Below are 24,069 nucleotides of genomic sequence, written 5' to 3' on the forward strand. Positions count from 1 at the left end.
AAAAAAAAAAGATGCTAAGCAAATTAAAATTCATTTTTTAAAACTTCTTTTAGCTAGAACTCGGTCGCTTACCCGCCCCCTCTAGCCCAAGCTTTTCTTAGAAACCGTAACCAATTCTTGTGGAATATATTTTCGATATCTTCTTTAGCATAGCCTCTTTTAGCCAAAAGGCCTTCTAAGCTTTGCAAATCAGCTATCGTATTCAAATCCATAGGAGACTGCTCAGTGCCGTAAGTGCCGTCCAAATCACTTCCAATAGCACAATGGAGAGAGTTTCCTGCAATTTGGCAAATGTGGTCATAATGGTCAATAATCGTTTCGATTTTTATCCCAAACTCAGCAGGATTGCTTTTCCTTTGAATAAAATCGGGCTTCATCATCCAAGCATCAAAACATCCTCCGATTACGGCATTTTTTTGAATTAATATTTTGATTTGTTCATCGCTCAACTGACGCTGATTTGGTGCTAAAGCCCTACAATTATGATGACTCGCCCACACATGGCCATCAAACAAATCCATTGCTTCTAAAAAACCCTTATCAGTCAAATGCGTGGCATCTAAAATCACATTGAGCTTTGACATTTCTTTGAGTAGGTCTTTACCGATTGATGTAAAACCTTCGGTGGTGCCAGTCCCATAGGCATATCTTCCAGTACTATAATGTGCTGGACCTATGGCTCTTAGGCCATATTTATAGGCTTTTTCTAAATAAGAAAGGTTAATCAAAGAGTCTGCACCTTCTAAGCTCAAAATATAGCCAATGGGCTTATCTTCACGCGGTTTACTTTCATCCATCCATAGTGCTAAGTGAGCTTCTAAACTTTTCAAATCGTTTATTTGCACCATTTCATTTTCAGCTTCCATAGCTTGATACCACGCCAATTGTGCCTGAGACATCGCCCAAGCCTGGTGAGGAGAATTCCAACCAGCTCCAGGCAAATTTCCATTGTTTTGATTGAATCTGGCCAGCTGTGTAGCCACTACTAAACCAATATTAGCTTTCCGAAGTTCAGGTAAAGAAACCGTTCCCTTACCTCTATCAATTTTATCGGTCATTCCTTCCTCTGATTTTCGAATAGCTTCGACAGACATTCTATAATCTCGGTTCCACTCAATGGCATTGGTGGATATATCTAAATGGGCGTCTATTAGGAACATAAGTTTATATATATTTCAATTTATTACTTCAAATTCATATCCTAAATCATAGAAATGTTTCAAAAAATTTGGCAAAACATACTTCATGTTTTTTTCCGCTTTCAAACTATCATGAAATAAAACTATAGAGCCTGGTTTTGTTTTATTTATTGTTCTTTTCAAACATTCCTCAGGACTAAATTTTACATCATAATCTTTGGTAAGCACACTCCACATAACTATTTTATGGCTTTTCAAAATCTCTTTGGCCTGTGATTTCTTAATTCTCCCATAAGGAGGTCTGAAAAGCAAAGAATGAGATAAATTGTTTTTTTCAATTGCATATTGGCAAAAAGAAAAATTATTTAAATAACTTTCGTCATCTGTCTCCCAGCCTTTTAAATGATTGTAAGTATGGTTTCCTATAGCGTGACCGCTTTTTATTATTTTTTCGAACACAGCCGGATTATTTTCTATATTTTCACCAACACAAAAAAACGTCGCCTTAGCTCCAAATTTTTTCAATTCAGCTAAAACCCATTCTGTAACCTCAGGGATTGGTCCATCGTCAAAAGTCAAATAAATTTTCTTTTCTGAGGTCTTTATTCTCCAGATATACTTAGGAAATAATATTTCGAATAGTTTCGTCATCTTAATTCTCTTGATTTCCATTTATAGGTTTTACTCATAAATATCGATATCACACCGAAAAATACCACATAAAAAGGATAAAGTATTTGAACCAAGGGGATATAGAAAATTGCTTTTTTCTTTTTCATAAACAGTAAAACAGCCCCTAAAAAAGTGAATTCTAAAACAAAACGTATCAACAATATTTTGAATGAAAATTGAACTGCCAAATATATGGTACTGAGATTTACAAAAAATATAAAAGCAGCTAGTAGTTTAGGAATTATAGACTTATAATGCGTCCATTTGCTTGCCCAGCGTTTTCTTTGATTATAAAAAGCAGCAATATTTTCACTTGCATTGGTTTCGACAATACAATCTTCCGATTTGGCAAATTCAATTCCTTTTGGATATTTTTCTGATATTTTATGCATTAAAAACTCATCGTCGCCTGAAGCCAGATGTTCGTTACTTTGATAGCCACCAACTTCATAAAACACTGATTTTCTGTAAGCTATATTGGCACCACTACACATATTTGGCTTTCCAGTAAAAATAGATACTGCGGCACTTCCCACCAAGGAAGCAAATTCTACGATTTGAATATTTTCCCAAAGCTGGCTCAAAACAGTTTTTGCATTTTCTTTGAAACTAACTGGGCCAGAAATAAACATTATCTCCTGATGATCAAACAAGTTGGCGTATTTATTTAAAATATGACTAGGCAAAATACAATCTCCATCAGTACAAAAAATCAAATCATATTTAGCTATACCTATAGCTTTTGCAATTCCATTTTTCTTTGGAGCATTTCCTCTTTCTTCAGGTTCAAGCTTTATTATTTGCAAATCCAATTTATTTACAAATTGTTTAGCTATTTCCACCGTCTTGTCTTCTGAGGCATCATCTATCAATATAACCTCGAAATTTTCAAAATATTGATTTGCAAGACTTTCCAATAAGTCAGCTATATTTTTTTCTTCGTTTCTAACACAGATTATTACCGAAAATGCCCATTGTTTTATTGTAATGACATCGGAAATTTCAGACTCCTTTCTTTCCCATTGAATTAAAAAATAAAATAATCCAAAGGAATAAATAAGTATGAAAACACCAGCGATTGTTATCATGATTTTGGTTGAAAAAATAAACTCCCCAACACAGGAATAAAAATATTAATAAACCAAACAGTAAACGTTGCCACAAGTACAAGGCTTTCATCTACTTTATAAAGTCCAAAAAAATTGACACTTACAAACTCTCTCAGAGTCAAATCTCCAAAAATATTTAACCCACCCCCGACCGTTTTTACCAAAAGAATAAGATTGATACCAATAAAATACAAAGCTGGTTTAAGAACCAATCCAAACGAATAATAAAAAAGCACAAATTGGAGATTGAAGATTATTGTTCTGCTAATAGAAAGACTTAAAATCTTAAATCTTAGCATATTACTTAAATCTAACTCTGTGAGTTCTTTTTTCAAATATGGCCTCAAAACTTTTATCTTCCGAAGCTTTTCCCAAGAAAAACTAAACTTAAAGACAAAAAGCAAACCTAAAATGGAAACAGAAAGCATTAAAATTGAAGGAAACAGGAGGATTTTTTTTAAACCATTTTCTGAAACTAAATACCATAAAAATATGGCACTTGAACCAAAAAATATAGAAGAATAGGTTTGACAAACGCTATTAAAAAGATTCAATGCAGCCACATAGGTTCTATTTTTCCTTTGAAAACTGGCGGTTCGTCCAAAAAAGTCACCCAACATATATGGTGTGAATAAACCTACCGCCAATCCTTTTAGAATATCCCTTAAGGATTCTTTTTTATTTCTTGTTTCAACATGGGTGGTCAAAATCTGCCATTTCCACAACTCCAAGAAATAATTAGGAAAAAGTAGAAATATTGCTCCCAAAAAATAGCCTATATTGCGACTCAGAGTTTTTAAAATTTCTTTAAACAACGCTTGATCTATTTTTAATCCAGAAATCTGGCGAGCTAATAAATAGAAAATACCAATCAAAAACGCAAGTTTTAGCCATTTCAAAAGCTTATTGGTTGGTATTTTATAATTTTGCTCCTTAAGATTCAATATTTTACCCATTTGGAAGCAAATTTAACTGAAAAAATAATACTTGGTGTTGACCCCGGAACAAGAATCATGGGTTACGGGATTATTTCTGTAAAAGGTTCACAACTTAAAATCATCCAATACGGTGTGCTTAGGTTGGAGAAACTACCCTCACATGAACTAAAATTGAAAAGGATATTTGAGAGAATTACGCAATTGATTACTGAGTATCTTCCTGACGAAATGGCCATAGAAGCTCCATTTTATGGCGAAAATGTTCAATCCATGCTCAAATTAGGTCGTGCCCAAGGTGTGGCAATGGCTGCAGCTTTAGCTAGAGATTTAAATATCGTAGAGTATCTGCCAAAAAAAGTAAAACAAAGTGTAACAGGCAATGGAAATGCATCAAAAGAGCAAGTTGCCTATATGCTCGAAAAACTATTTAATCAAACCCTAGAAAAGAAAACTTTAGATGCCACCGATGCCTTGGCCGTTGCAGTCTGTCATTTTATGCATGCCAAAACCAAAGCACTCACAGGCAACAACTCTAAGAAAACAGGTTGGAATGCTTTTTTGTCAGAAAACCCCGAAAGGTTAAAAAAGTAAAATAATCTCTACCATTTATCCCGAATAAGCTTCCACTTATCGATTGCTTCTCATCGTTTAGGTTTTAGGTTCATTTATTGAAATAAAATAGTTTTAAATCGTGATTCCTTTTAAAACCATTTTAGCATGAAAAGTTTATTCCTCTTTTTTTTGGCGTTTTTATTTATAAATATAGCCAAAGCCCAAAGTATAGAATTCAGTCCTTCAGGTCCTGTAAATCTCAAAATCGGAAATTATTATTCTCCATTATCTCCTATTTCTCCTGAAAATAAACTTTTGATTTATAGTAGAGAAAGTGGAAATTCTGGGTTGACCATGGTGGATTCAGCTGCAGATGGTACAACTAATATTTCCCAAATATTTTCAAAAGCTGGAGGAGCACCCTTTCAAGGTTTGTTTTTTGGAAACTACTCCAATTCGCCATTGGTATTTTTCAACAATGATGAAATAAATAATTTGATAATAACGCCTTCAGGCAAAATCGGAATTGGAATAGATAAATATGGTATCGATAATTCACAAAAGCTATACGGTAAATTTTTTGTAAATGGTATTGGCGACAGTTTGTACTCATTTTTAGATCAAATGCCAGGACATGTTGGCATGTTTTCAAATCTTGAGGGTTCGACCAACAGTAATACATTAAGAATAGGGATAGGCTCCCAAACTGACGGGACTGGCAATGCCGCAGACAATGTAACCAATATTGGAATATTCTCCGAGGCATCTAAAGTAGATACGAGCAATGCAAATGGCATCGGCCTTCATAGCCAAAGTTTCACAAAAACGGAGGGTTATTCGATAGGTGTTTTTGCAAAAAGCAAAAATTTAGGAACTGGTTCCTCTTTCGGATTAAATGTAGAAGCCTACTCGGGCAATGGAACTACAAAAGGACTTAATTCCACTGCAAACGGGGCTTTTTTAAATTATGGCGTCTATTCTAATGTTATTCCAACATCTGGCTCACCATCGCCTTCTTATGGATATTATGCCAATATCCTAAATGCTGCAAACAACAATGCCATCTATGCGTATTATGCTGATGTCTCCAAAACAAGCGGCAATTCTACTGCGTATGGTTCCTATTTGAAAATTAACGGAAGCTCAGGCGTAAATGCAATAGGCTCATACCAAAGGGTTAGTTCGGCAGGTAATTCTAGTTTTGGAACATTTGCAAATGCTATTGGAAGTGGAGAAAACTATGGACTCTATGGATTTGCTGACGGTGGCTCAATAAATTATGCTGTTTATGGATCTTTGGGCGAGGCAGCTGGTTCAAGTGATTTTGCGGGTTATTTTGCTGGAAATGTACATGTGGCTGGCGTTTTGTCTAAAAGTAGCGGCACATTCAAAATAGATCACCCTTTAGATCCTGAAAACAAAACCTTGAGTCATAGTTTTGTAGAAAGCCCTGAAATGATGAACATCTACAATGGAAACATAGTAACAGACCAAAACGGAAATGCGACAATTCAACTTCCCTCCTATTTCGAGGCACTCAACGAAAACTTCAGGTATCAACTGACAGCAATTGGCCAATTTGCTCAAGCTATAGTTTCCGAAAAAATCAAAGGGAATATTTTTAAAATAAAAACAGATAAACCTAATGTAGAAATAAGTTGGATGGTTACAGGCACTAGAAAAGATACTTTCGCCAAACAAAATCCAATTATAGTGGAAGAAGAAAAAACTTCTAAAAATAAAGGGAAGTATTTAAATCCGAAATCTTTCGGTAAAACCAAAAAAGAGGGAATGTTTGAAGTTGATGCGATTGACTAAAAAAACCAGTTCTCTCAGTTTTATTGAAAAACTAAAAAAAAAGACAAAAAAACTTCATTTTTTAAAACATTCGCTTTCAATAATTTAGACATAAAAGTTCTTTATTGTGGAAAAAAACATAGAATATTTTCAGGCAAAAGTTTGCTATGAAAAACAAATGAGCTATATTTGCAAACCTTTTCGGAGAGACGGAGAGATGGGTGAGTGGCTGAAACCACCAGTTTGCTAAACTGACGTACTGGTAACGGTACCGCGGGTTCGAATCCCGCTCTCTCCGCTGATACTTAAAAGACACCTCGGGGTGTAGCGTAGCCCGGTCATCGCGTCTGCTTTGGGAGCAGAAGGTCGCAAGTTCGAATCTTGCCACCCCGACAAAAAAGCAGCTAAAGCTGCTTTTTTAAATTAAAAAGGTTCTGTTTTTGTTTTATACAAAAATCCCCTTGATGGTTCCATAGCTCAGCTGGATAGAGCAACAGATTTCTAATCTGTGGGTCGCAGGTTCGAATCCTGCTGGGATCACATTAAAGCTCAAACTTTTTGTTTGGGCTTTTTTTGTTTTCATTCAAATTTAAAACTTCGAATCTTTTCTTTATAAAAATTGAAAAAAGCAATAATAGACCTCGGCACCAATACTTTTCACTTGATGATATTTGAAGGAAAAGAAACACTTTTCAAGACTTCAATTGCCGCAAAAATAGGAATGGGAGGTATTAACAAAGGTTATATTACAGATGAAGGAATAAGCAGAGGAATCGAAGTTTTGAAAACTTTCAGAGAAAAATTAGATGAATACCAGGTAAGTGCTGCAAATACATTTGCTTTTGGAACAAGTGCTATAAGAAATGCCTCCAATCAAACTGAATTTCTTGAAAAAGTCAAAGAAGAAACTGGTATCGATATTACGGTAATTGATGGCGACAAAGAAGCAGAGTTGATTTACAAAGGTGTAAGTCAGGCTGTACAAATAAAAAACACTTCCTTGATAGTTGATATTGGTGGAGGAAGTGTTGAGTTTATACTTTGTAATCCTGAAAAAATACTTTGGAAACGTAGTTTTGAAATAGGAGGACAAAGACTCATGGAAAAATTCATGAAGAAAGACCCAATTTCTCCATCAGAAATAAATAGATTAGATGAATACCTAAGAATGGAGCTTTTGCCACTTACCAATGCCATTCATCAATATCAACCCGAAGTCCTTATAGGTTCATCAGGATCTTTTGATACGTTAAATGATATGCTATTTTGGAAAAACACAGGTGCCTTTGCTCCTACTGATATCGCTGGTTTTGAATATCCTATTCAAGAATTCTGGAAAGCCTATGAAACATTGGTATTTGCCAATCACGAAGAAAGAATGGCAATTGGAGGTATGATACCTTTAAGAGTGGATATGATTGTTGTAGCTGTTTGCTTAATAAAATACCTCTTGATAACGCACAATATCAAACAAATGAAAATCTCAAACTATGCACTGAAAGAAGGAGCCATGTTGATGGTATAATTGGTATATTGGCATATTGGTATATTGGTATATTGGTATATTGGTATATTGGTATATTGGTATATTGGTATATTGGTATATTGGTTGAATTCGATTTGAGAATTTCAAGTTCAAATATTTAGCTTATTATTAGAAAAAAGTCTGTTCAATTTAATTTAAAAAGAATTTAAACTAATTTACAAATAACTAATTATCTAATAAACAAACAACTAATTCACAAATTAACCAATAACAAACTGAAATTATGCATAACAATTATCATTTCTTAAAACATCTAGCTGCTGAACTGAAAACAAAACTTTCGGGAATGGATTTGCTTGTTTGTTTTAGTCAAGAGAAGGATGAGTTGATGCTTGGTTTTGCAAAAAATGAGACTGAAGTCTTTTTGAAATGCACTTTGAAACCTGAATTTTCTTGTATTACCGTTCAAAATGAATTTGCCAGAGCTCGAAAAAACACGGTAAATCTTTGGGAAGAATTGTATGGTTTGGAGGTTTTGGATAGCACAGTTTTCGAAAACGAAAGAGCTTTAAAAATCGAACTGCAAAATCATTACCTATTGATAATCAAGCTTTTCGGAAATAGACCAAATCTCTTGGTTTATAAAAATGAAGAGCAAATGGCTATTTTTAATAATTCATTAATATCCGATAAAAACCTAAAGATTTCGGATTTTCAAAAGAAAGCGGATTTTAGTTTCGAGCATTTTATAAGTTTAAATGGGGATTACAAAAAGGTGTTTTTTACTTTTGGCAAGAATGTATTCTCCTATATAAATCCTAAATTAGAAAACTTAGAAATTGAAGAAAAATGGAAGTCTATTCAGGTTTTTTTAAAAGATTTGGAAAGTCCTACCTATCATATTGGAATATTCAATGAGCTGCCTGCATTGTGTCTTTTCCCAATTGAAGAACCAAAATACATATTTACAAATGCAATAGAAGCCATCAATGCTTTTTACCTTTTTTATCAGAAAGAATATACTTTTTCAAATCAAAAGAATACTTTTCTTAATACTTTAATAAAAGAGAAACTAAAAACTGAAAGCTACCTTAAAAACACAGATGCTAAATTAAAAGCTTTAAAATCAGGACAATCTAAAGAAATAATTGCCAATATTTTGATGGCAAATCTCCATAATATTAAAGATGACCTTACGGAAGTAGAGCTTTTTAATTTTTATAACGATCAGCCGATTGTTATTAAATTAAAAAAGGAACTTTCTCCTCAAAAAAACGCGGAGAATTATTACAGAAAAAGTAAAAATGAGAAAATTGAGGTTGAAATCATTGAAAAAAATATTGAAACAGCTTTTAATAAAATAATCGAAATAGAAGGACAAATAGCTGATATAGAATCTACTGAACATTTTAAAGATTTAAAAAATACCCTAAAATCTCAAAAGAAAACCGAAGCGGAAAAAGAAAGTCCAAAGAGCCTTTTTAAAGAATTTAATATTGAAGGCCATTTGATTTTGGTAGGGAAAAATGCCAAAAACAATGATATTCTAACATTAAAACATGCTCAAAAAGAAGATTATTGGCTGCATGCCAGAGATTGTTCAGGATCACATGTGGTCATAAAAAGAAAAAACAAAGAGAATCTTCCCAATCATATAATAGAATATGCAGCAAGTTTGGCAGCTTTTTATTCTAAAAGAAAAAATGAATCTGTGGTGCCTGTGATTTTTACCCAAAAGAAATTTGTTAGAAAAACCAAAGGATTGGCTGATGGCAAAGTAATAGTTGACAAAGAATCTACAATTATGATAGAGCCTTTTGATCCTGAAAAATAAATTTCTGTACTTTTTTATGATTTCCGAAATTAGCTTTTATGTAAATCTTTAAAAATATTCCCTTCTTTTTTTTCTAAAAATATTCAAAATAAATATCAGAATTCTTCAATTAGTAAAAAAACATTCTGATTTATCTAAAATATTTTATGCCAATCCCACCTTTGTGTATTAACTTTGTTTTTCGATAATCGAATCGAAACTCTCCAAAAAAAAATGCCAAAAAATTCTAGCATTAAATCAGTCCTAATCATCGGTTCAGGACCAATTGTTATAGGCCAAGCATGTGAATTTGACTATTCAGGATCGCAAGCCGCAAGATCAATCAGACAAGAGGGAATAGAAGTTGCTTTGATAAATTCAAATCCAGCTACTATCATGACCGATCCCATGAATGCTGATTTTGTATATCTTAAGCCTCTCGAAAAGAAATCTATCAAAGAAATCTTGCTCAAACACCAAGAAATGGGCAGGCCAATTACACATGTTTTGCCTACAATGGGTGGCCAAACTGCCTTAAATCTTGCAATTGATTGCGAGAATGCAGGGATTTGGAAAAAATACGGTGTTGAAATAATTGGTGTTGACATCAAGGCCATCGAGACCACTGAAGACCGCGAGCTTTTCCGTAATAAGATGATAGAAATTGGTGTGGGCGTTTGTAAAGGACGTACCGCCAAATCGTTTTTAGAAGGAAAAGAAATTGCACAAGAGATTGGATTTCCGCTTGTAATCAGACCTTCTTATACCTTAGGCGGCACTGGAGGCGGATTTGTAAACTCGCCTGAAGAATTTGACGAAGCTCTAAACCACGGTTTGCATGCTTCACCAGTACATGAGGTTTTGGTAGAACAATCTATAATGGGTTGGAAAGAATACGAACTCGAACTTTTGCGTGATCACAACCAAAACATTGTGATTATCTGTACGATAGAAAACTTTGACCCAATGGGTGTTCATACTGGTGACTCCATCACTGTAGCCCCAGCAATGACATTGCCAGACACAGTATATCAGAAAATGCGTGACATGGCCATCAAAATGATGAACGCCATCGGGCAGTTTGCAGGTGGTTGTAATGTACAGTTTTCATTGAATCCCGACACTGACGAAATAATAGCCATAGAAATTAATCCAAGAGTTAGTCGCTCATCTGCTTTGGCATCAAAAGCTACGGGTTATCCAATTGCAAAAATTGCCGCTAAAATGGCGATTGGATACAATTTAGATGAGTTGATAAACCCAATTACAGGTTCTACCTCAGCATTTTTTGAGCCAGCCATTGACTATGTGATTGTAAAAGTACCAAGATGGAATTTTGACAAATTCCCTGGTTGCGACCGTAGATTAGGATTGCAAATGAAATCTGTCGGTGAAACCATGGGTATAGGGCGTAATTTCCAGGAAGCTCTTCAAAAAGCTTGTCAGTCATTGGAAATCAAAAGAAATGGATTAGGAGCTGATGGAAGAGAAGAAAGAGATCAAGAAAAACTAAAATATAGCTTAGCAAATCCTTCCTGGGACAGACTTTTCCACGTTTATGATGCTTTCAAGGCAGGTTTATCTTTTAAAACCATTCAGAATCTAACGAAAATAGACAAGTGGTTTTTGCATCAAATAGAAGAAATGATTCAATTAGAACATAAAATTGAAACTTTCAGATTAGATGCTTTGCCTAAAGAAATATTGGTGGAAGCTAAACAAAAAGGTTATGCAGACAGGCAATTGGCTCATTTGCTAAGATGCAAAGAGAGCGAGGTAACTGCGAAGCGTAAAGGTTTAGGCATTAACAGAGTTTTCAAATGCGTAGATACATGTTCGGCAGAATTTGAGGCAAAAACGCCTTACTTCTACTCTACTTTCAGTGCTTCTGAAGAACATCCTGAAAACGAATCAATAGTTTCGGACAAGAAAAAAATCGTGGTATTAGGTTCTGGACCTAATAGAATTGGTCAGGGAATTGAGTTTGATTACTCCTGTGTTCATGGTGTTTTGGCAGCCAAAGAAATGGGCTACGAAACCATCATGATTAACTGTAATCCTGAAACAGTATCAACAGACCCAGACATTGCAGATAAATTATACTTTGAGCCAGTTTTCTGGGAGAATGTCTTTGACATCATTGAGCACGAAAAACCAGAAGGTGTTATAGTGCAACTAGGTGGACAAACAGCCCTTAAAATGGCCGAGAAATTTACCAAATATGGTGTTAAAATCATTGGTACATCTTACGAAGCACTAGATTTAGCAGAAGACAGAGGTCGTTTTTCAGAAAAACTTAAAGAATTAGATATTCCTTATCCTCCATTTGATACCGTAAGAACTGCCGACAGAGCAGTCGAAGTGTCAAAGGAATTGGGTTTCCCTCTTTTGGTTCGTCCAAGTTACGTATTGGGTGGTCAAAGTATGAAAATTGTTATCAACGAAACGGAATTGGAGCAACATGTTGTAAAAATCCTTAACGATATTCCTGATAACAATATCCTTTTAGATCATTTCCTTGAGAATGCTATAGAAGCTGAAGCTGATGCCATTTGTGACGGAACAGATGCTTATATCATTGGAATAATGGAGCATATTGAGCCTGCAGGAATTCACTCTGGAGATTCTTATGCCGTATTGCCAGCTTTTGATTTGAGCGAAAATGTGCTTAAACAAATAGAAGAATATACCAAAAGAATTGCGATAGCACTTGACACTAAAGGCTTGATAAACATACAGTTTGCAATAAAGGACGAGAAAGTTTACGTGATAGAAGCCAATCCAAGAGCTTCTCGTACAGTTCCGTTTATTTGCAAAGCGTACCAAGAACCTTATGTAAATTACGCTACAAAAGTAATGTTGGGAGCCAAAGTGAAAGACTTCGATTTCAATCCTATAAAAGAAGGCTATGCGATAAAAATCCCAGTTTTCTCTTTCAACAAATTCCCGAACGTAAACAAAGAACTTGGTCCAGAAATGAAATCAACAGGCGAAGGTATTTATTTCATAGATGACCTTCAAGACGATTTCTTCTTACAAGTATATTCTGAAAGGAATATGTATATGAGTAGATAAGAATTCAATAAATTATATAATGAAGCCCCTTGGTTTATACTGAGGGGCTTTTTTTGACAATAAAAAGAGCCATCTCCAATCGGAAATGGCTCTAAAACTACTCCTAAACCAATTTTTAATTATTCAAAGCTCCTGCTTTTACCCAATTTTCTATTGCTGTTATCTCACAAATAGAAAGCTTAGAACTTGGTGGCATAGCTATGTATCCAGTTATTTTTTTAACGCTTCCAAGCAAAACACCATTATCAGCTACAAATTTTATGTTGGCGTAAGAATTCAACAATACGCCACCTGAGGCATTTCCCGATTGATGACACCCTAGGCAATAATTATCAATGATTGGTTTGATAACAGCAGCAAAAGTTGGATTTTCGGCGTTGATAACCACATCACATTTGGTTTCTTTTGCTCCTTCTTTTATCCATTTCAAAAGCATATCTTTATTGGCTTGACTTATCGGAGCTGCTGGTGGAGGTGGCATCCGCTCTCTTCCAGTATCTACTATAACTTTGTACAATTTACTATTTGTAGGATTTGAAGTATTTATACCTTTTTTTATGCCTGCCAATGTTGTTAAATCATAACCTTCTGCCCGAGTTTTAGCATCATGGCAGCCGCTTTGACTACAATTACTCTGAAAAAAAGGTAAAATTTGCGTATTGAAACATACTACCGAGGAAGGAGTACTATTTGTGCCACAACTGACGGTTGAGGTATCTGTTCCGGTAGAATTGCTATTATTATCAATTGGGTTTCCGTTGATATCAACCAAACTACTACCGTTTTTTTCGTAAAGGCAGCCTTGAAGAGCAACCACTACGATGATAAATGAAAGTATTTTTTTCATAAGAATTGGAAATTATTTTTTAGTAAAAACAAAAGTGTTTTTCACTGCTATAGATTCTGCTATTTTGGCAATAACTAGCGTAGGAATATCTATTTTATGGTCCTTCAGAGGTATTTCGAAATCGCAATTCAATTTTATTTGTCCATTCAAAATTTCCATTTTCCCTTTTAATGTGCGTTCTTTTGTTACTCCGTGCATATTTAAAGATCCAACTGCAGTAATATCATAAGAGCCATTTTTTGAATAATCTACAGTCTCTTGAATTTTCCCTTTAAATGTTCCCAAAGGAAATTTATCTGATTCCATATAGTTTTCGTTGAAATGCTCCTCCATCAAGTGATTTTTGAACTTAAAATCTGTCATAGTAATTTTAACCGCAATTTCATTTTTATCAGTATCTATTACAGCAGCTACTTTATTATCCAGTGCTGAAATGTTCTCCATTGGTGTTTCTGAGAAAAAACTTGTTTGACCAGCTTTGCATACATAATAATTTTGGCTAAATGCCCCTGAAGAAATTCCTAAAAGGAAGATGATTATTTTTTTCATTTTTTATCAAAACTAAATGTTCGTGAAATATTAAATCCGTAATGAATGTCGCCTTTTGTCCAGGCTCCAGCTGTTTGCGTAAGAAACTGCCTTTCGACCATACCCAATGAATTGGTAAAGTGCAATTGGAAAACGTGGCCGCCAGTTTCTATATCAAACCCTATTGAAAGCGAATTATAATTGGAAGTATTCGGCAATAAACCTGGCTCTAAACTGACTGGTAGTCTATAAAAATACTCTGCATTCAGTGTTGTTCGCTTGGTGATTTTTGTCCTCCCTCCTATTCCTATCAAAAATATATCATTGGGATCGGTGGTATTTTCAACTTTGTTTCTGTGTACATAAGAGGGGCTTAGTTGTAGAGAAAGTTTGTCATTAAACTTCCTTGCAATCAACAATTGTCCTGTGTAAGTCCAACGCTCCAAGTTATTGTTAAAAACAAATTGAGGACTGGTTGAAAGGGAAATTGCATCCCAAGCACCTAAAGCAGTTAAACTTATAGGCGAACTAATCGGTCCTTTTGCCTGTCGCAAAATTTTATATTTTGCAAATGAGTCAAAAGTTTTTTGAGAAGTACTTCGTCCCAAACCAACCATAAACCTGTCAGTAACTCCATATTCAAGACCCAAACGCATAGTGGCTTGATCAAGCCCAAAGAAATTATAAGGGCCGTCGTTCAATTTTCCAAATCTGTGGGCTATTCTAAAGTCCAAATGATTCTTGGCCATGGTTTCATTCGAATGACCATTTATGATTCTTGTAGATTTAAAAGTGGCCGAAGTATAACTTTTAGAAGGCTTTACATTTTTATCTAATTCATCAAAAAGATCCTGACCATAGGCAAAATTTGCACATAATAGTCCAAGGACTAAAATTCTTTTCATATTATGTATATTAAGCATTTACAGTTAAAATATCTCCTACAAGAGAAGTCGTATAAACTGTCAACCCTCTGCTGCCGTTGGAGTTAAGTCCTTTTCCAGTTGTTGAAAAACGAGCACCATGAGCGGTACAATACCATTCGTTGTTGTTAAACTGAATTTGATTTTGGCCTTCATGGCTACATTTTAATGTTGCTGCTATATAATTTCCATTATAGTTTGCCACAACTACTTTATTAACGACCACATAAGAGCCTGAATTTTTAAGTTTCGCATAAGATGCATTCGCAAGATCTAGGCTAAGACCAGCACCCGAAGGCGTTACAGCACTTTCATTTAAACAACTGTCCAATCCATAAACTGCCATAAGAGCAGCACCACTAAATCCCAATTGTCTCAAAAAATTATTGCGACTAATTTTTTCTTTTAATTCCATTTTTTTTATAAATTGATTTAATTTCAATTGTATCTACGCAATAGATTTTCTTATGTTTCCATTGAAAAAATAAATATTTTTTTAGTGTTTTATTGGAATCAAATACCGATTTTTACCGTAGAGTACACTGAAAGACCAATTAATTCCTAATCCCTGAAGATATCTGTGTTTTTTAAAAAGAATAATAAAGTTTTTGATCTATCTGCTGTAATAGAAGGTTGTAGAAATGACTCACCTTCATCGCAAAAGATATTATTTGAAAATTTTTCGAAAATTGCCATGCGAATTTGTTCTAAATATGCATCTAATGACGTAGAAGCAGAAGAAATGATTATGGATGGATTTTTGAAGGTTTTCAAGAACATAAAAAAATATGATAGCAAATATGAGTTTAAAGGTTGGTTTCACAGAGTAATGGTAAATTCGGCCATAGATTATTTTAGGAAGAATAATTCTAGGATTGAGTTTTCGGATATTGAAATGGTAGAAAACAAAAATTTCGACCCTCATGTTATAGATATATTATCGATAGACGAAATATTGGATTTTGTGAGAAGACTTTCACCAGTATATAGGACGGTTTTCTCGATGGCAGTAATAGATGGATATGAATATAGTGAAATAGCAGAAAAACTTGGAGTGACAGAAAGTGCAGTTCGTGGAAACCTTTCGAAGGCCAAAAGTCGTTTACAAGGATGGATAACTGAGTATTTGAATAATCAAGCTAATAAATAGCACCCTATGGCAGAAGATTTATTTGAAAAGAAAATCAAGGCGAAACTAGAACAATTGGATAAACCCGTAACTGGAAGCCTTTGGTCTAAAATAGAAAGCCAAACAGAAAAACCCTGGTGGGTCCTTTTCTGGAGGAAATATGCATGGCCATTGTATGCAACTATGGCAACTGGCGTATTGTGGTATACATTTTACCAGAATACACTAATAAATGAGAAAGTATCAAACTTGAATGACGAATTAAATAACAAGACTACTCAAATCACTGAAACACAATTGGTAAACAATGTTTATCATAAAGACACTATATATATTGAAAAAACGATATACATTAAAAATGACAACTCAACTTATTCAACACCAACTGAAAAGTCAAATAAAGAGAGAGCTTTGGAGCGATATATTGAATCATTAAAAAATGACTTTGAGCAATATGTAAAAAATGTTGAAACAAAATATCTACAACCTCAAATTGAAAATATAAACAAAAATAACCAAGAAAATATTCAAGGATTTGTTGAAGCTGTTGAATCTTCCAATCAGAAAATAATTCAAAAGATTGAGGAACAACCGGCCATTGCTGAAAAAAAAGCAATAAAGGAAGATTCACTTCTGATGCCTACTAGAAAAGTAGAAACAGAACCTGAGGCTGAACCAAAGAAAAAGAAGTTTACGATTCCCAAAACAGAAACGAGGATTGGAGTTACTACTGGATATAACTTTGGAAATCAATTTGCTGTTGGACCTGTGCTGGAATGGTTTATGGGTCGTTCTTTAAGTTTGGATTTAGGAACCAGTTTTTCAAATTATCCAGAAAAAGAATATGGAAGCACAAGAGAATTCAACATCGCAACAGGTAAAGATTTCAACACAATATACGCAAGCCAACTACCTGAATATGAAGCCATAGAAGATATAAAAATTAGGACCTCCATAGTCGAAATGCCAATAAATCTAAACTATTACTATCCTTTAAATCAGAATTTAGATTTGAAATTTAGTTACGGTACACATATGGACTTGCGAACCTATCAAACTTTAGAAATTGAATTGTATAAAGCTGGAGAGGAATTTACTTCCAAAATATCTAACAATATGAAAAACAGCAATTTTCATAATATGGTTTTTGGTTCAGGACTTCAATATAGACGTGACAGATATATTTTTCAGATATTCCCTTCATATACTTTTAATTTCAGAGAAATAGACAATCAAAAAACAGGAGGAATTTTCAAATTGAATGGAAGTATATTATTGAAATTGAATAAATAATTCCATTGTCTTCGTTCAAAATTTAATTTTTGAATGAAGTTTTTTTTCATTTGTAAATTGCTCAATACCCGAATCACAATACTTCATTTTCGTATTTTCTGAATTTGGTAACCAATTTGCCAATTTCAGACTTACCTTTGCAGCAGTTTAATGGTGTCCACGATAAAATTGTTTATCGAAAGACATAATAGGGAATCACGTTAGAGTCGTGAGCTGTCCCCGCAACTGTGCGGTTTATTTGTTTCATTTTACCCTAAACGCCACTGGTTTACAGCTGTTTACTGGGAAGGCAAAAATGAAAAACCAAGCCAGGAGACCTGCCTTTAAATTATTCTTTTTGAGAACTCACGGAGGATGAGTACCAACGAGCGGTCGCCTATTTTTTATTTTCTTTACAAAAACAAAATGTTCAAAACATTTAAAAAAATCTTTTTTGTAGGTTTTTACCTGCATTCGTTTTCTGTGTATTCCCAAGATGAGAAATCGCTTGAGGAATTGGTCGTAACTGCCAATAAGTCTCCCCAAAAGCAAAATCAAACAGGAAAAGTAATTTCTGTCTTAAGCGATTCTTTACTAAAAGCTAACCTCGGAATGAACCTTGGGCAGATTTTGAGTCAGCAAGTTGGCGTATTGGTAACAGGTCAATCACAAACGATGGGCAGTGTTCAGAATGTTTCTCTGAGAGGAGCAAATTTTGGTCATACTTTAATATTGATTGACGGTGTACCAGTAAATGAGCCTTCTGGAATAGGAAGTAGCTTCGATATTAACCAAATCCCAATTCAGCAAATAGAACGCGTGGAAATAATGAAAAATGGGCAGTCAAGTTTATATGGCTCTGATGCCATTGGAGGTGTGATTAATATAATTACAAAACAAAAAAGTAAGGAAAAACTTAATTATACTGCCAATATTTATACTGGAAATATGAAAACTGCCCAAGCAACTGTGGGTATATCTGGAACTTTCAATAAAACATCCTATTCGTTAAATCAAACGCTTATTACGACGGATGGTTTTTCATCTGCTATTGACAAAAATGCATCAAAAGTCCTTGAAAATGATGGTTATAAATCTTCAAACACTTCTTTTAATATTTCTCAAGAAATAAGTAAAGACCTCAACTTAAGAGGTTTTTACAGGTACAATGTTTACAAAACCGACTTAGACGAGGGTGCATTTATAGATGATAAAGATTATACTTATTTGAGTAAAAACAATCAAGCAGGACTTGGACTGACTTTAAAGATTAAACCTGGAAAAATTACCTTTAATTATCTTTTCAATCAAACTTTTAGGAATTTTAAAAATGATTCTACGAATGTGCCATTTAATGCTTTCACAAGTTTTTCAAATACCGATTATCTTTCAAAAGCATCTTTTGGTGAAGTGTTTGCAAATTTAAGACTTAGCAAAGTCGCTGAATTGTTAATAGGGATGGATTATCGTGCTCAAAATATGAGCTATGAATATTTCTCAGTAAGTGCATTTGGGCCTTATGAAGATACACCAATCAAGCCCGAGAATGCAAAAATCAACAATCAAAGTGTATATACTTCACTAAACTTCAATTTCGAAAATGGCTTGGGAATGGAGCTTGGAGGAAGATTAAACAATCATTCAACTTATGGAGGAAATGCAACTTATTCCTTGAATCCATTTTATGTAATCAATGAAAGATTGAAGATTTTTACGACTATGTCAACGAGTTTTAAAAATCCGGCATTGTACCAATTGTATTCACCTTATGGCAACCTAGACCTTCAGCCTGAATTTGCGAAAACCGTGGATTTGGGATGGCAATATTTTGGAGAAAATCCATCCAATAATTTTAGAATCGTATATTTCAACCGAGCTTATTCAGACCTGATATTCTTCAGTTCATTAAATGAACCTCCTTATGGTCAATACATTAATTTGACTTCACAAAAAAATGATGGAATAGAAATTGATGGAAAATATGGCATTAAAAATCTAAGCATAAATGCCAATTATACCTTTCTTTCAGGTAAAATTTCAGATGATTTAATACTATACGAAAAATCAATTAATACATTTTTAAGGAGGCCCAACCACAATTTTAATTTAAATCTTGGGTATAATTTTTCGAAAAAACTAAAGGGATCGGCTACTTTTCAATATCAAAGCAAACGCAATGATTTGTATTATGACGGCGATACATTCTCAAATGCTGCTGTCATTTTAAATGATTTTGCTCAAATACATACCAATTGGTCTTATCAAATCAATAATAAATGGGGTGCTTTTATACAAATTCAAAATTTAACAAATACTTCATTTACAGAAGTTTACGGATATTCCTCGAGACCATTCACTTTTATAGGTGGATTGAATTTTCTAAAATAATTGTTCTATTTTTAAAAAATACCGCCGAAGGAAAATTTTCTTTGGCGGTATATCTTAGTTTTAAGTAATTTCGCATAAAAATACTGATAGAAATGCCAATAGACTTTTCAATAATCCCTTCCCCATGCTTCGTTTTAGATGAAAAATTACTAAGAAAAAATTTGGAATTGCTAAACAAAGTCCAGATTGATTCTGGTGCCGAAATCATATTGGCATTGAAAGGTTTTTCGATGTACCGTATGTTTCCAATGGTAAAAAAGTACCTTTCAGGAGCAACAGCAAGTTCATTAAATGAAGCCAGATTAATAGTGGAGGAAATGGGTTGCTTAGCACATACTTATTGTCCTGCGTATAAACCTGAGGAATTTCAAGAGATTTTGGGATATAGCAGTCACATTACTTTTAATTCATTAAACCAATACAAATTATATAAAGAGGAAGTTGAAGCTTCAGAAAAGAAAGTTTCAATGGGATTAAGAATAAACCCACAGTACGCTGAAGTTAGTACAGACATGTATAACCCTTGCGTAATTGGCTCACGCTTAGGCATAACCAGAGAATTGATTGGTGATAAATTACCAGAAGGAATAGAAGGCTTACATTCACATACCATGTGTGAAAACGACTCTTACGTTTTGGAACGCACATTGGTGCATATTGAAGAAAAGTTCGGTGATTTATTGCACCAAGTCAAATGGTTAAATCTAGGAGGTGGACATCTAATGACACGTGAAGGATATGATCATGCTCATTTAGTTTCAATCATAAAACGCTTAAAATCAACCTATAATATTGAAATAATTCTTGAGCCAGGCTCTGCTATCGCTTGGCAAACTGGTTATTTGAGAAGTAAAGTATTGGATATTGTTGATGCCCAAGGTGTTGATGTGGCCATTTTGGATATCTCTTTCGCAGCTCACATGCCCGATACTTTGGAAATGCCCTACAAACCAAAAGTTTGGGGTGCTACGGATGCAATTCCTGGTAAACCAACCTACAGACTAGGCGGTATGACTTGTTTAGCGGGTGATTATATGGCGGATTATTCCTTCGAAAAACCCTTAAATATTGGCGATACCCTTATTTTTGATGACATGATACACTATACTATGGTAAAAACTACCACTTTCAATGGAGTTGGCCTTCCTTCAATGGGAATTTGGCATGAAGATGATACTTTTGAGTTGGTGAAGAGTTTTGGTTATGAAGTATTTAAAGAGAAAATTTAAAGCTGAGATTCTAAAATGCAGCTAGTTTGTAACAAAACAACTTTTAAGAATGTTGATTAATACATAAGACTAAAAACAATGCTAGGATTTAATTTTTCAGAGTACAAACCAGAAGTTGAAAACAAAACTGGCTTCGATAAATTATTGGATATTTTCCAGCAACTATTATTGATTTTTTCGGGAAATGTAACCGAAGCCTTGGCATATATGAGCGATTTGGATAGGCAGTATAAGCTAACTGATGATAAATATGGTATTGCAGATTTCATAGACGATTTAAAGAAAAAGGGTTATTTGTCTGAAGAAAATGCAGATGGTGAAATTGTAATGACACCAAAAGCAGAACAAAGCATTAGAAAGAGAAGCTTAGAGGAGATATTTGGTAAGTTAAAAAGAGCTAAGTCTACCGGAAATCACAAATCTACTTATACGGGTAGTTCAGACGAAAATAGTAGCGACATCCGATCATACCAATTTGGCGATGGTTTAGACCAAATAGCCATGACAGAGTCTATTCGTAATGCACAGATAAACAACGGCTTGAATGATGATTTGATAATTTTTGAAAAAGATTTAGAAGTTACAGAGAGAGAATCAAACATTCAAACTTCTACCGTTTTGATGATTGACATCAGCCATTCGATGATACTGTATGGAGAAGATAGAATAACACCTGCTAAAAAAGTGGCATTGGCCATGGCAGAAATCATCAGAACCCGATACCCAAAAGACACGCTAGACATTATTGTATTTGGAAATGATGCTTGGCAAATTTCCCTTAAAGACATTCCGTATCTGGAAGTGGGACCTTATCATACCAATACAGTAGCAGGCTTGGAACTAGCGATGGACTTGCTTCGAAGAAGAAAAACCAAAAACAAACAAATTTTTATGATAACTGATGGAAAGCCAACTTGCTTGAAAGAAGGAATCCGTTATTATAAAAATAGCTTTGGTTTAGACCGTAAAATTGTAAATAAAACCTTCAATATTGCTGCACAAGCACGTAGACTAAATATTCCCATTACTACATTTATGATTGCCCAAGACGCTTACTTGAAGCAATTTGTCCATGAATTTACAGAAATAAACAAAGGCAGGGCTTATTATTCCAACCTAGATGGCCTTGGAGGTTTTGTATTAGAAGACTTCGAAAGAAACCGTAGACGCAAAGTCAAATAATTTAATTTTTTCTATCCTATTCAAAAAATTACTTGAATTATTTTTGTATAACTAAATATTTAGTTATAATTTCATAATAATATATTTTACAAACATCAAAATATTACTAATTATGAAAAATCTATTAATGTTATTATTATTGATCATTTTGTCTATTTCCTGCAATTCAAGAAAAAATCATGAAAACAAAGAGGAATTTGAACTGCAAGCCAATCTAGCATTTATTCCGCCACCTCCTGTTGAAAATGAGATTTCTATGTTAAAAAATGAAGAGCGAGTATCTACCAGTGAGCCTTTTGATAAAAACCAGAAACTAATAAAAGAAGGAAATATTAAGTTCTAAACAGATAATCTAAACGAAACAAAGAAATACATTTTTGAAAAAACAAAAGTTTTAAAAGGATATGTTGCAAATGAAAGCCAGAATAAACTTTATGATAGAAACGAAATAAATATAAGTTTAAGAATACCGGCAGAGCATTTTGACGATATCATGAATACGATTTCAGAAACTGCCAAAAGCATTGATGAAAGGAATATTTCCGTCAGAGATGTAACCGAAGATTACAGAGACAATGAATTACGAGCAAAAAACAAAAAAGAGGTTGAAAATAGATATAGAGAATTATTAAAAAGGGCAAATAAAGTAGAAGAAATACTATCGATTGAGGATAAACTGGGAGAGATAAGGACTGAAATAGAAAATTCGGAAGGGCATATAAACTATCTACAAAATCGAATCAAATACAGTACTTTAGAAATCAGTTTTTACAAAAAAATCGCGGAATCTAATTTATCTAATATCACTTTTTTTGATTCTTTAAAAAAAGGCTGGAAAATGCTGATTGATGTATTGAATAGCTTATTTAGTTTTTGGCCATTTTTCATTATATTAGTAATATTGTACTTAGGAATTAAAAACTATCGCAAAAAAAGAAATTCAAAAAATTAATGATACAAAAAGAACGCTACCAAAAGCTCATCGCATATTTTGAAGAAAACATGCCCAACCCTGAGACTGAGCTTCAATATAAAAATCCATACGAGCTTTTGGTAGCTGTCATACTTTCGGCACAATGCACAGATAAACGCGTAAATATAGTAACCCCTGGACTCTTCAAGCGTTTTCCAAACGCTGCCAGCTTATCTCGTTCTGATTCTGAAGAAGTTTTCGATTATATCAAAAGCATTTCTTATCCAAACAATAAAGCCAAACACTTGGTAGGAATGGCCAAAATCTTGACTGAAGAATTTGAAAATCAAGTTCCCGATACAATAGACGAATTAACCAAAATGCCTGGAGTTGGAAGAAAAACTGCAAATGTAATAGCCTCAGTCATTCATAATCAACCAACTATGGCTGTTGATACACATGTTTTCAGAGTTTCACATCGCTTAGGTTTAGTTCCACTAAAGGCCAAAACACCATTGTTAGTGGAAAAAGAATTAGTTAAACACTTTGATGAAACAGTAATTCCTCGGGCTCATCATTGGTTGATACTACATGGTAGATATACCTGTTTAGCAAGAAGCCCTAAGTGTGGGGAATGTGGACTAACTGAAATATGCAAATCTTATCCTAAAATATTAAAAGAAGGAATAAGCAAGGTAGACGGAAAACTACCATCTATTAATTAATCTAATAGTTGTATTTTTTTGAATATATAAACGCCAATTATGAAGATTATAGCTGGAAAAATTGAAAGTCCGAATGCTTCAAAAAATGCACTTTCATCAAAATAATCCCAAGCTAGTTTATAAGACAAAGCCAATAAACCAGGAAAAGTAATAAAGCCTAAAGGAAAAGTAAAAAGCAAAAAAGGGTTAGCTTTGCGATGCTTATTTATTAAATAGAAAAACTGACTATTGGCAAAAAACCAATAGTAGAGCGAAATTGCCCCAAGAACCTGTACCGTTATTAAAATTAAAGTTGCCAATTATAGAAAGTTTTTGCCAATATATAGAAAAAATAGTGCCACAAATTTTTCTG

The 24,069-nt window shown here is 34.0% G+C and carries 21 protein-coding genes, 3 tRNA genes, 1 pseudogene and 1 riboswitch; of the genes and pseudogenes, 16 read left to right on the forward strand and 9 right to left on the reverse strand.

The annotated features are described in order from the left end of the window. Window positions 1-68 precede the first annotated feature (68 nt). From EGI22_RS13205 to EGI22_RS13220, 4 genes are read right to left on the reverse strand one after another with little or no spacing between them, the layout of a single operon-like run. Window positions 69-1,160: a dipeptidase gene (locus EGI22_RS13205; RefSeq protein WP_255068935.1), complete on the reverse strand. Its 1,092-nt coding sequence runs from the start codon at window positions 1,158-1,160 to the stop codon at window positions 69-71. 15 nt (window positions 1,161-1,175) lie between these two features. Further along, complete coding sequence (locus EGI22_RS13210) at window positions 1,176-1,790, reverse strand: polysaccharide deacetylase family protein (RefSeq protein WP_255068936.1); 615 nt, start codon at window positions 1,788-1,790, stop codon at window positions 1,176-1,178. Further along, window positions 1,787-2,899 (reverse strand): glycosyltransferase, encoded by a 1,113-nt coding sequence (locus EGI22_RS13215; protein WP_255068937.1) that lies wholly within the window; start codon window positions 2,897-2,899, stop codon window positions 1,787-1,789. Before EGI22_RS13215 ends, EGI22_RS13210 begins: the two co-directional genes overlap by 4 nt. Further along, a complete protein-coding gene (locus EGI22_RS13220; protein WP_255068938.1) occupies window positions 2,896-3,876 on the reverse strand; it encodes a lysylphosphatidylglycerol synthase domain-containing protein in 981 nt (326 codons plus the stop codon). Before EGI22_RS13220 ends, EGI22_RS13215 begins: the two co-directional genes overlap by 4 nt. Between EGI22_RS13220 and ruvC the strand changes: the two genes are divergently transcribed. From ruvC to carB, 8 genes are all read left to right on the forward strand, one after another. Then, complete coding sequence (ruvC, locus tag EGI22_RS13225; protein WP_255068939.1) at window positions 3,877-4,449, forward strand: crossover junction endodeoxyribonuclease RuvC; 573 nt, start codon at window positions 3,877-3,879, stop codon at window positions 4,447-4,449. It abuts the gene before it with no gap. 126 nt (window positions 4,450-4,575) lie between these two features. Continuing rightward, window positions 4,576-6,228 (forward strand): hypothetical protein, encoded by a 1,653-nt coding sequence (locus tag EGI22_RS13230; RefSeq protein ID WP_255068940.1) that lies wholly within the window; start codon window positions 4,576-4,578, stop codon window positions 6,226-6,228. Window positions 6,229-6,418: 190 nt separating this feature from the next. Beyond that, window positions 6,419-6,505: transfer RNA gene (locus EGI22_RS13235), tRNA-Ser, on the forward strand. 20 nt (window positions 6,506-6,525) lie between these two features. Then, a tRNA-Pro gene (locus EGI22_RS13240) sits at window positions 6,526-6,600 on the forward strand. Window positions 6,601-6,673: 73 nt separating this feature from the next. After that, window positions 6,674-6,747, forward strand: a tRNA-Arg gene (locus EGI22_RS13245). Window positions 6,748-6,826: 79 nt separating this feature from the next. Further along, window positions 6,827-7,732, forward strand: a complete 906-nt coding sequence (locus tag EGI22_RS13250; RefSeq protein ID WP_255068941.1) for a phosphatase — start codon at window positions 6,827-6,829, stop codon at window positions 7,730-7,732. A gap of 244 nt (window positions 7,733-7,976) precedes the next feature. Beyond that, the gene (locus EGI22_RS13255; protein ID WP_255068942.1) at window positions 7,977-9,527 is read left to right on the forward strand and encodes an NFACT RNA binding domain-containing protein; all 1,551 of its coding nucleotides are present in this window, start codon (window positions 7,977-7,979) and stop codon (window positions 9,525-9,527) included. Window positions 9,528-9,740: 213 nt separating this feature from the next. Then, complete coding sequence (gene carB / locus EGI22_RS13260) at window positions 9,741-12,581, forward strand: carbamoyl-phosphate synthase large subunit (RefSeq protein WP_255068943.1); 2,841 nt, start codon at window positions 9,741-9,743, stop codon at window positions 12,579-12,581. Between the two features lie 115 nt (window positions 12,582-12,696). On the opposite strand, the gene EGI22_RS13265 is transcribed toward carB, so the two are convergent. Genes EGI22_RS13265 through EGI22_RS13280 form a run of 4 tightly spaced genes read right to left on the reverse strand, consistent with a single transcriptional unit; the run spans window position 12,697 to window position 15,294 of the window. Further along, window positions 12,697-13,428: a c-type cytochrome domain-containing protein gene (locus EGI22_RS13265; RefSeq protein ID WP_255068944.1), complete on the reverse strand. Its 732-nt coding sequence runs from the start codon at window positions 13,426-13,428 to the stop codon at window positions 12,697-12,699. A 12-nt stretch (window positions 13,429-13,440) separates the two neighbouring features. Further along, the gene (locus EGI22_RS13270) at window positions 13,441-13,977 is read right to left on the reverse strand and encodes a YceI family protein (RefSeq protein WP_255068945.1); all 537 of its coding nucleotides are present in this window, start codon (window positions 13,975-13,977) and stop codon (window positions 13,441-13,443) included. Further along, window positions 13,974-14,861 (reverse strand): DUF5777 family beta-barrel protein, encoded by an 888-nt coding sequence (locus tag EGI22_RS13275; RefSeq protein ID WP_255068946.1) that lies wholly within the window; start codon window positions 14,859-14,861, stop codon window positions 13,974-13,976. Before EGI22_RS13275 ends, EGI22_RS13270 begins: the two co-directional genes overlap by 4 nt. Window positions 14,862-14,871: 10 nt before the next feature. Next, complete coding sequence (locus EGI22_RS13280; RefSeq protein WP_255068947.1) at window positions 14,872-15,294, reverse strand: Rieske 2Fe-2S domain-containing protein; 423 nt, start codon at window positions 15,292-15,294, stop codon at window positions 14,872-14,874. Window positions 15,295-15,459: 165 nt separating this feature from the next. On the opposite strand from EGI22_RS13280, the gene EGI22_RS13285 reads away from it, so the two are divergent. The 8 genes and pseudogenes from EGI22_RS13285 to nth all read left to right on the forward strand — a co-directional run bounded on the left by EGI22_RS13285 (window position 15,460) and on the right by nth (window position 23,717). After that, entirely contained in the window at window positions 15,460-16,029 is a 570-nt protein-coding gene (locus tag EGI22_RS13285; RefSeq protein ID WP_255068948.1) for an RNA polymerase sigma factor, read from the forward strand. A gap of 6 nt (window positions 16,030-16,035) precedes the next feature. After that, complete coding sequence (locus tag EGI22_RS13290; RefSeq protein WP_255068949.1) at window positions 16,036-17,301, forward strand: hypothetical protein; 1,266 nt, start codon at window positions 16,036-16,038, stop codon at window positions 17,299-17,301. A gap of 134 nt (window positions 17,302-17,435) precedes the next feature. Beyond that, a riboswitch (cobalamin riboswitch) is annotated at window positions 17,436-17,641 on the forward strand. Window positions 17,642-17,706: 65 nt separating this feature from the next. Continuing rightward, entirely contained in the window at window positions 17,707-19,668 is a 1,962-nt protein-coding gene (locus EGI22_RS13295) for a TonB-dependent siderophore receptor (RefSeq protein WP_255068950.1), read from the forward strand. A gap of 92 nt (window positions 19,669-19,760) precedes the next feature. Next, on the forward strand, window positions 19,761-20,897 hold the full coding sequence (nspC, locus tag EGI22_RS13300) for a carboxynorspermidine decarboxylase (RefSeq protein WP_255068951.1): 1,137 nt from the start codon (window positions 19,761-19,763) through the stop codon (window positions 20,895-20,897). A 78-nt stretch (window positions 20,898-20,975) separates the two neighbouring features. Next, a complete protein-coding gene (locus EGI22_RS13305) occupies window positions 20,976-22,079 on the forward strand; it encodes a VWA domain-containing protein (protein WP_255068952.1) in 1,104 nt (367 codons plus the stop codon). A gap of 112 nt (window positions 22,080-22,191) precedes the next feature. Further along, window positions 22,192-22,422: a hypothetical protein gene (locus EGI22_RS13310; RefSeq protein ID WP_255068953.1), complete on the forward strand. Its 231-nt coding sequence runs from the start codon at window positions 22,192-22,194 to the stop codon at window positions 22,420-22,422. 12 nt (window positions 22,423-22,434) lie between these two features. After that, a pseudogene (locus EGI22_RS13315) lies at window positions 22,435-23,031 on the forward strand (DUF4349 domain-containing protein); the annotation flags it as partial. Beyond that, window positions 23,031-23,717 (forward strand): endonuclease III, encoded by a 687-nt coding sequence (gene nth / locus EGI22_RS13320; protein WP_255068954.1) that lies wholly within the window; start codon window positions 23,031-23,033, stop codon window positions 23,715-23,717. The pseudogene EGI22_RS13315 and the gene nth, both read left to right, overlap by 1 nt. On the opposite strand, the gene EGI22_RS13325 is transcribed toward nth, so the two are convergent. Then, window positions 23,714-24,016: a hypothetical protein gene (locus tag EGI22_RS13325; protein WP_255068955.1), complete on the reverse strand. Its 303-nt coding sequence runs from the start codon at window positions 24,014-24,016 to the stop codon at window positions 23,714-23,716. The two genes, nth and EGI22_RS13325, sit on opposite strands and share 4 nt — an antisense overlap. Window positions 24,017-24,069: the final 53 nt, after the last annotated feature.

This window comes from Lacihabitans sp. LS3-19 (genome assembly GCF_024343575.1).
Classification (GTDB): domain Bacteria; phylum Bacteroidota; class Bacteroidia; order Cytophagales; family Spirosomataceae; genus Leadbetterella.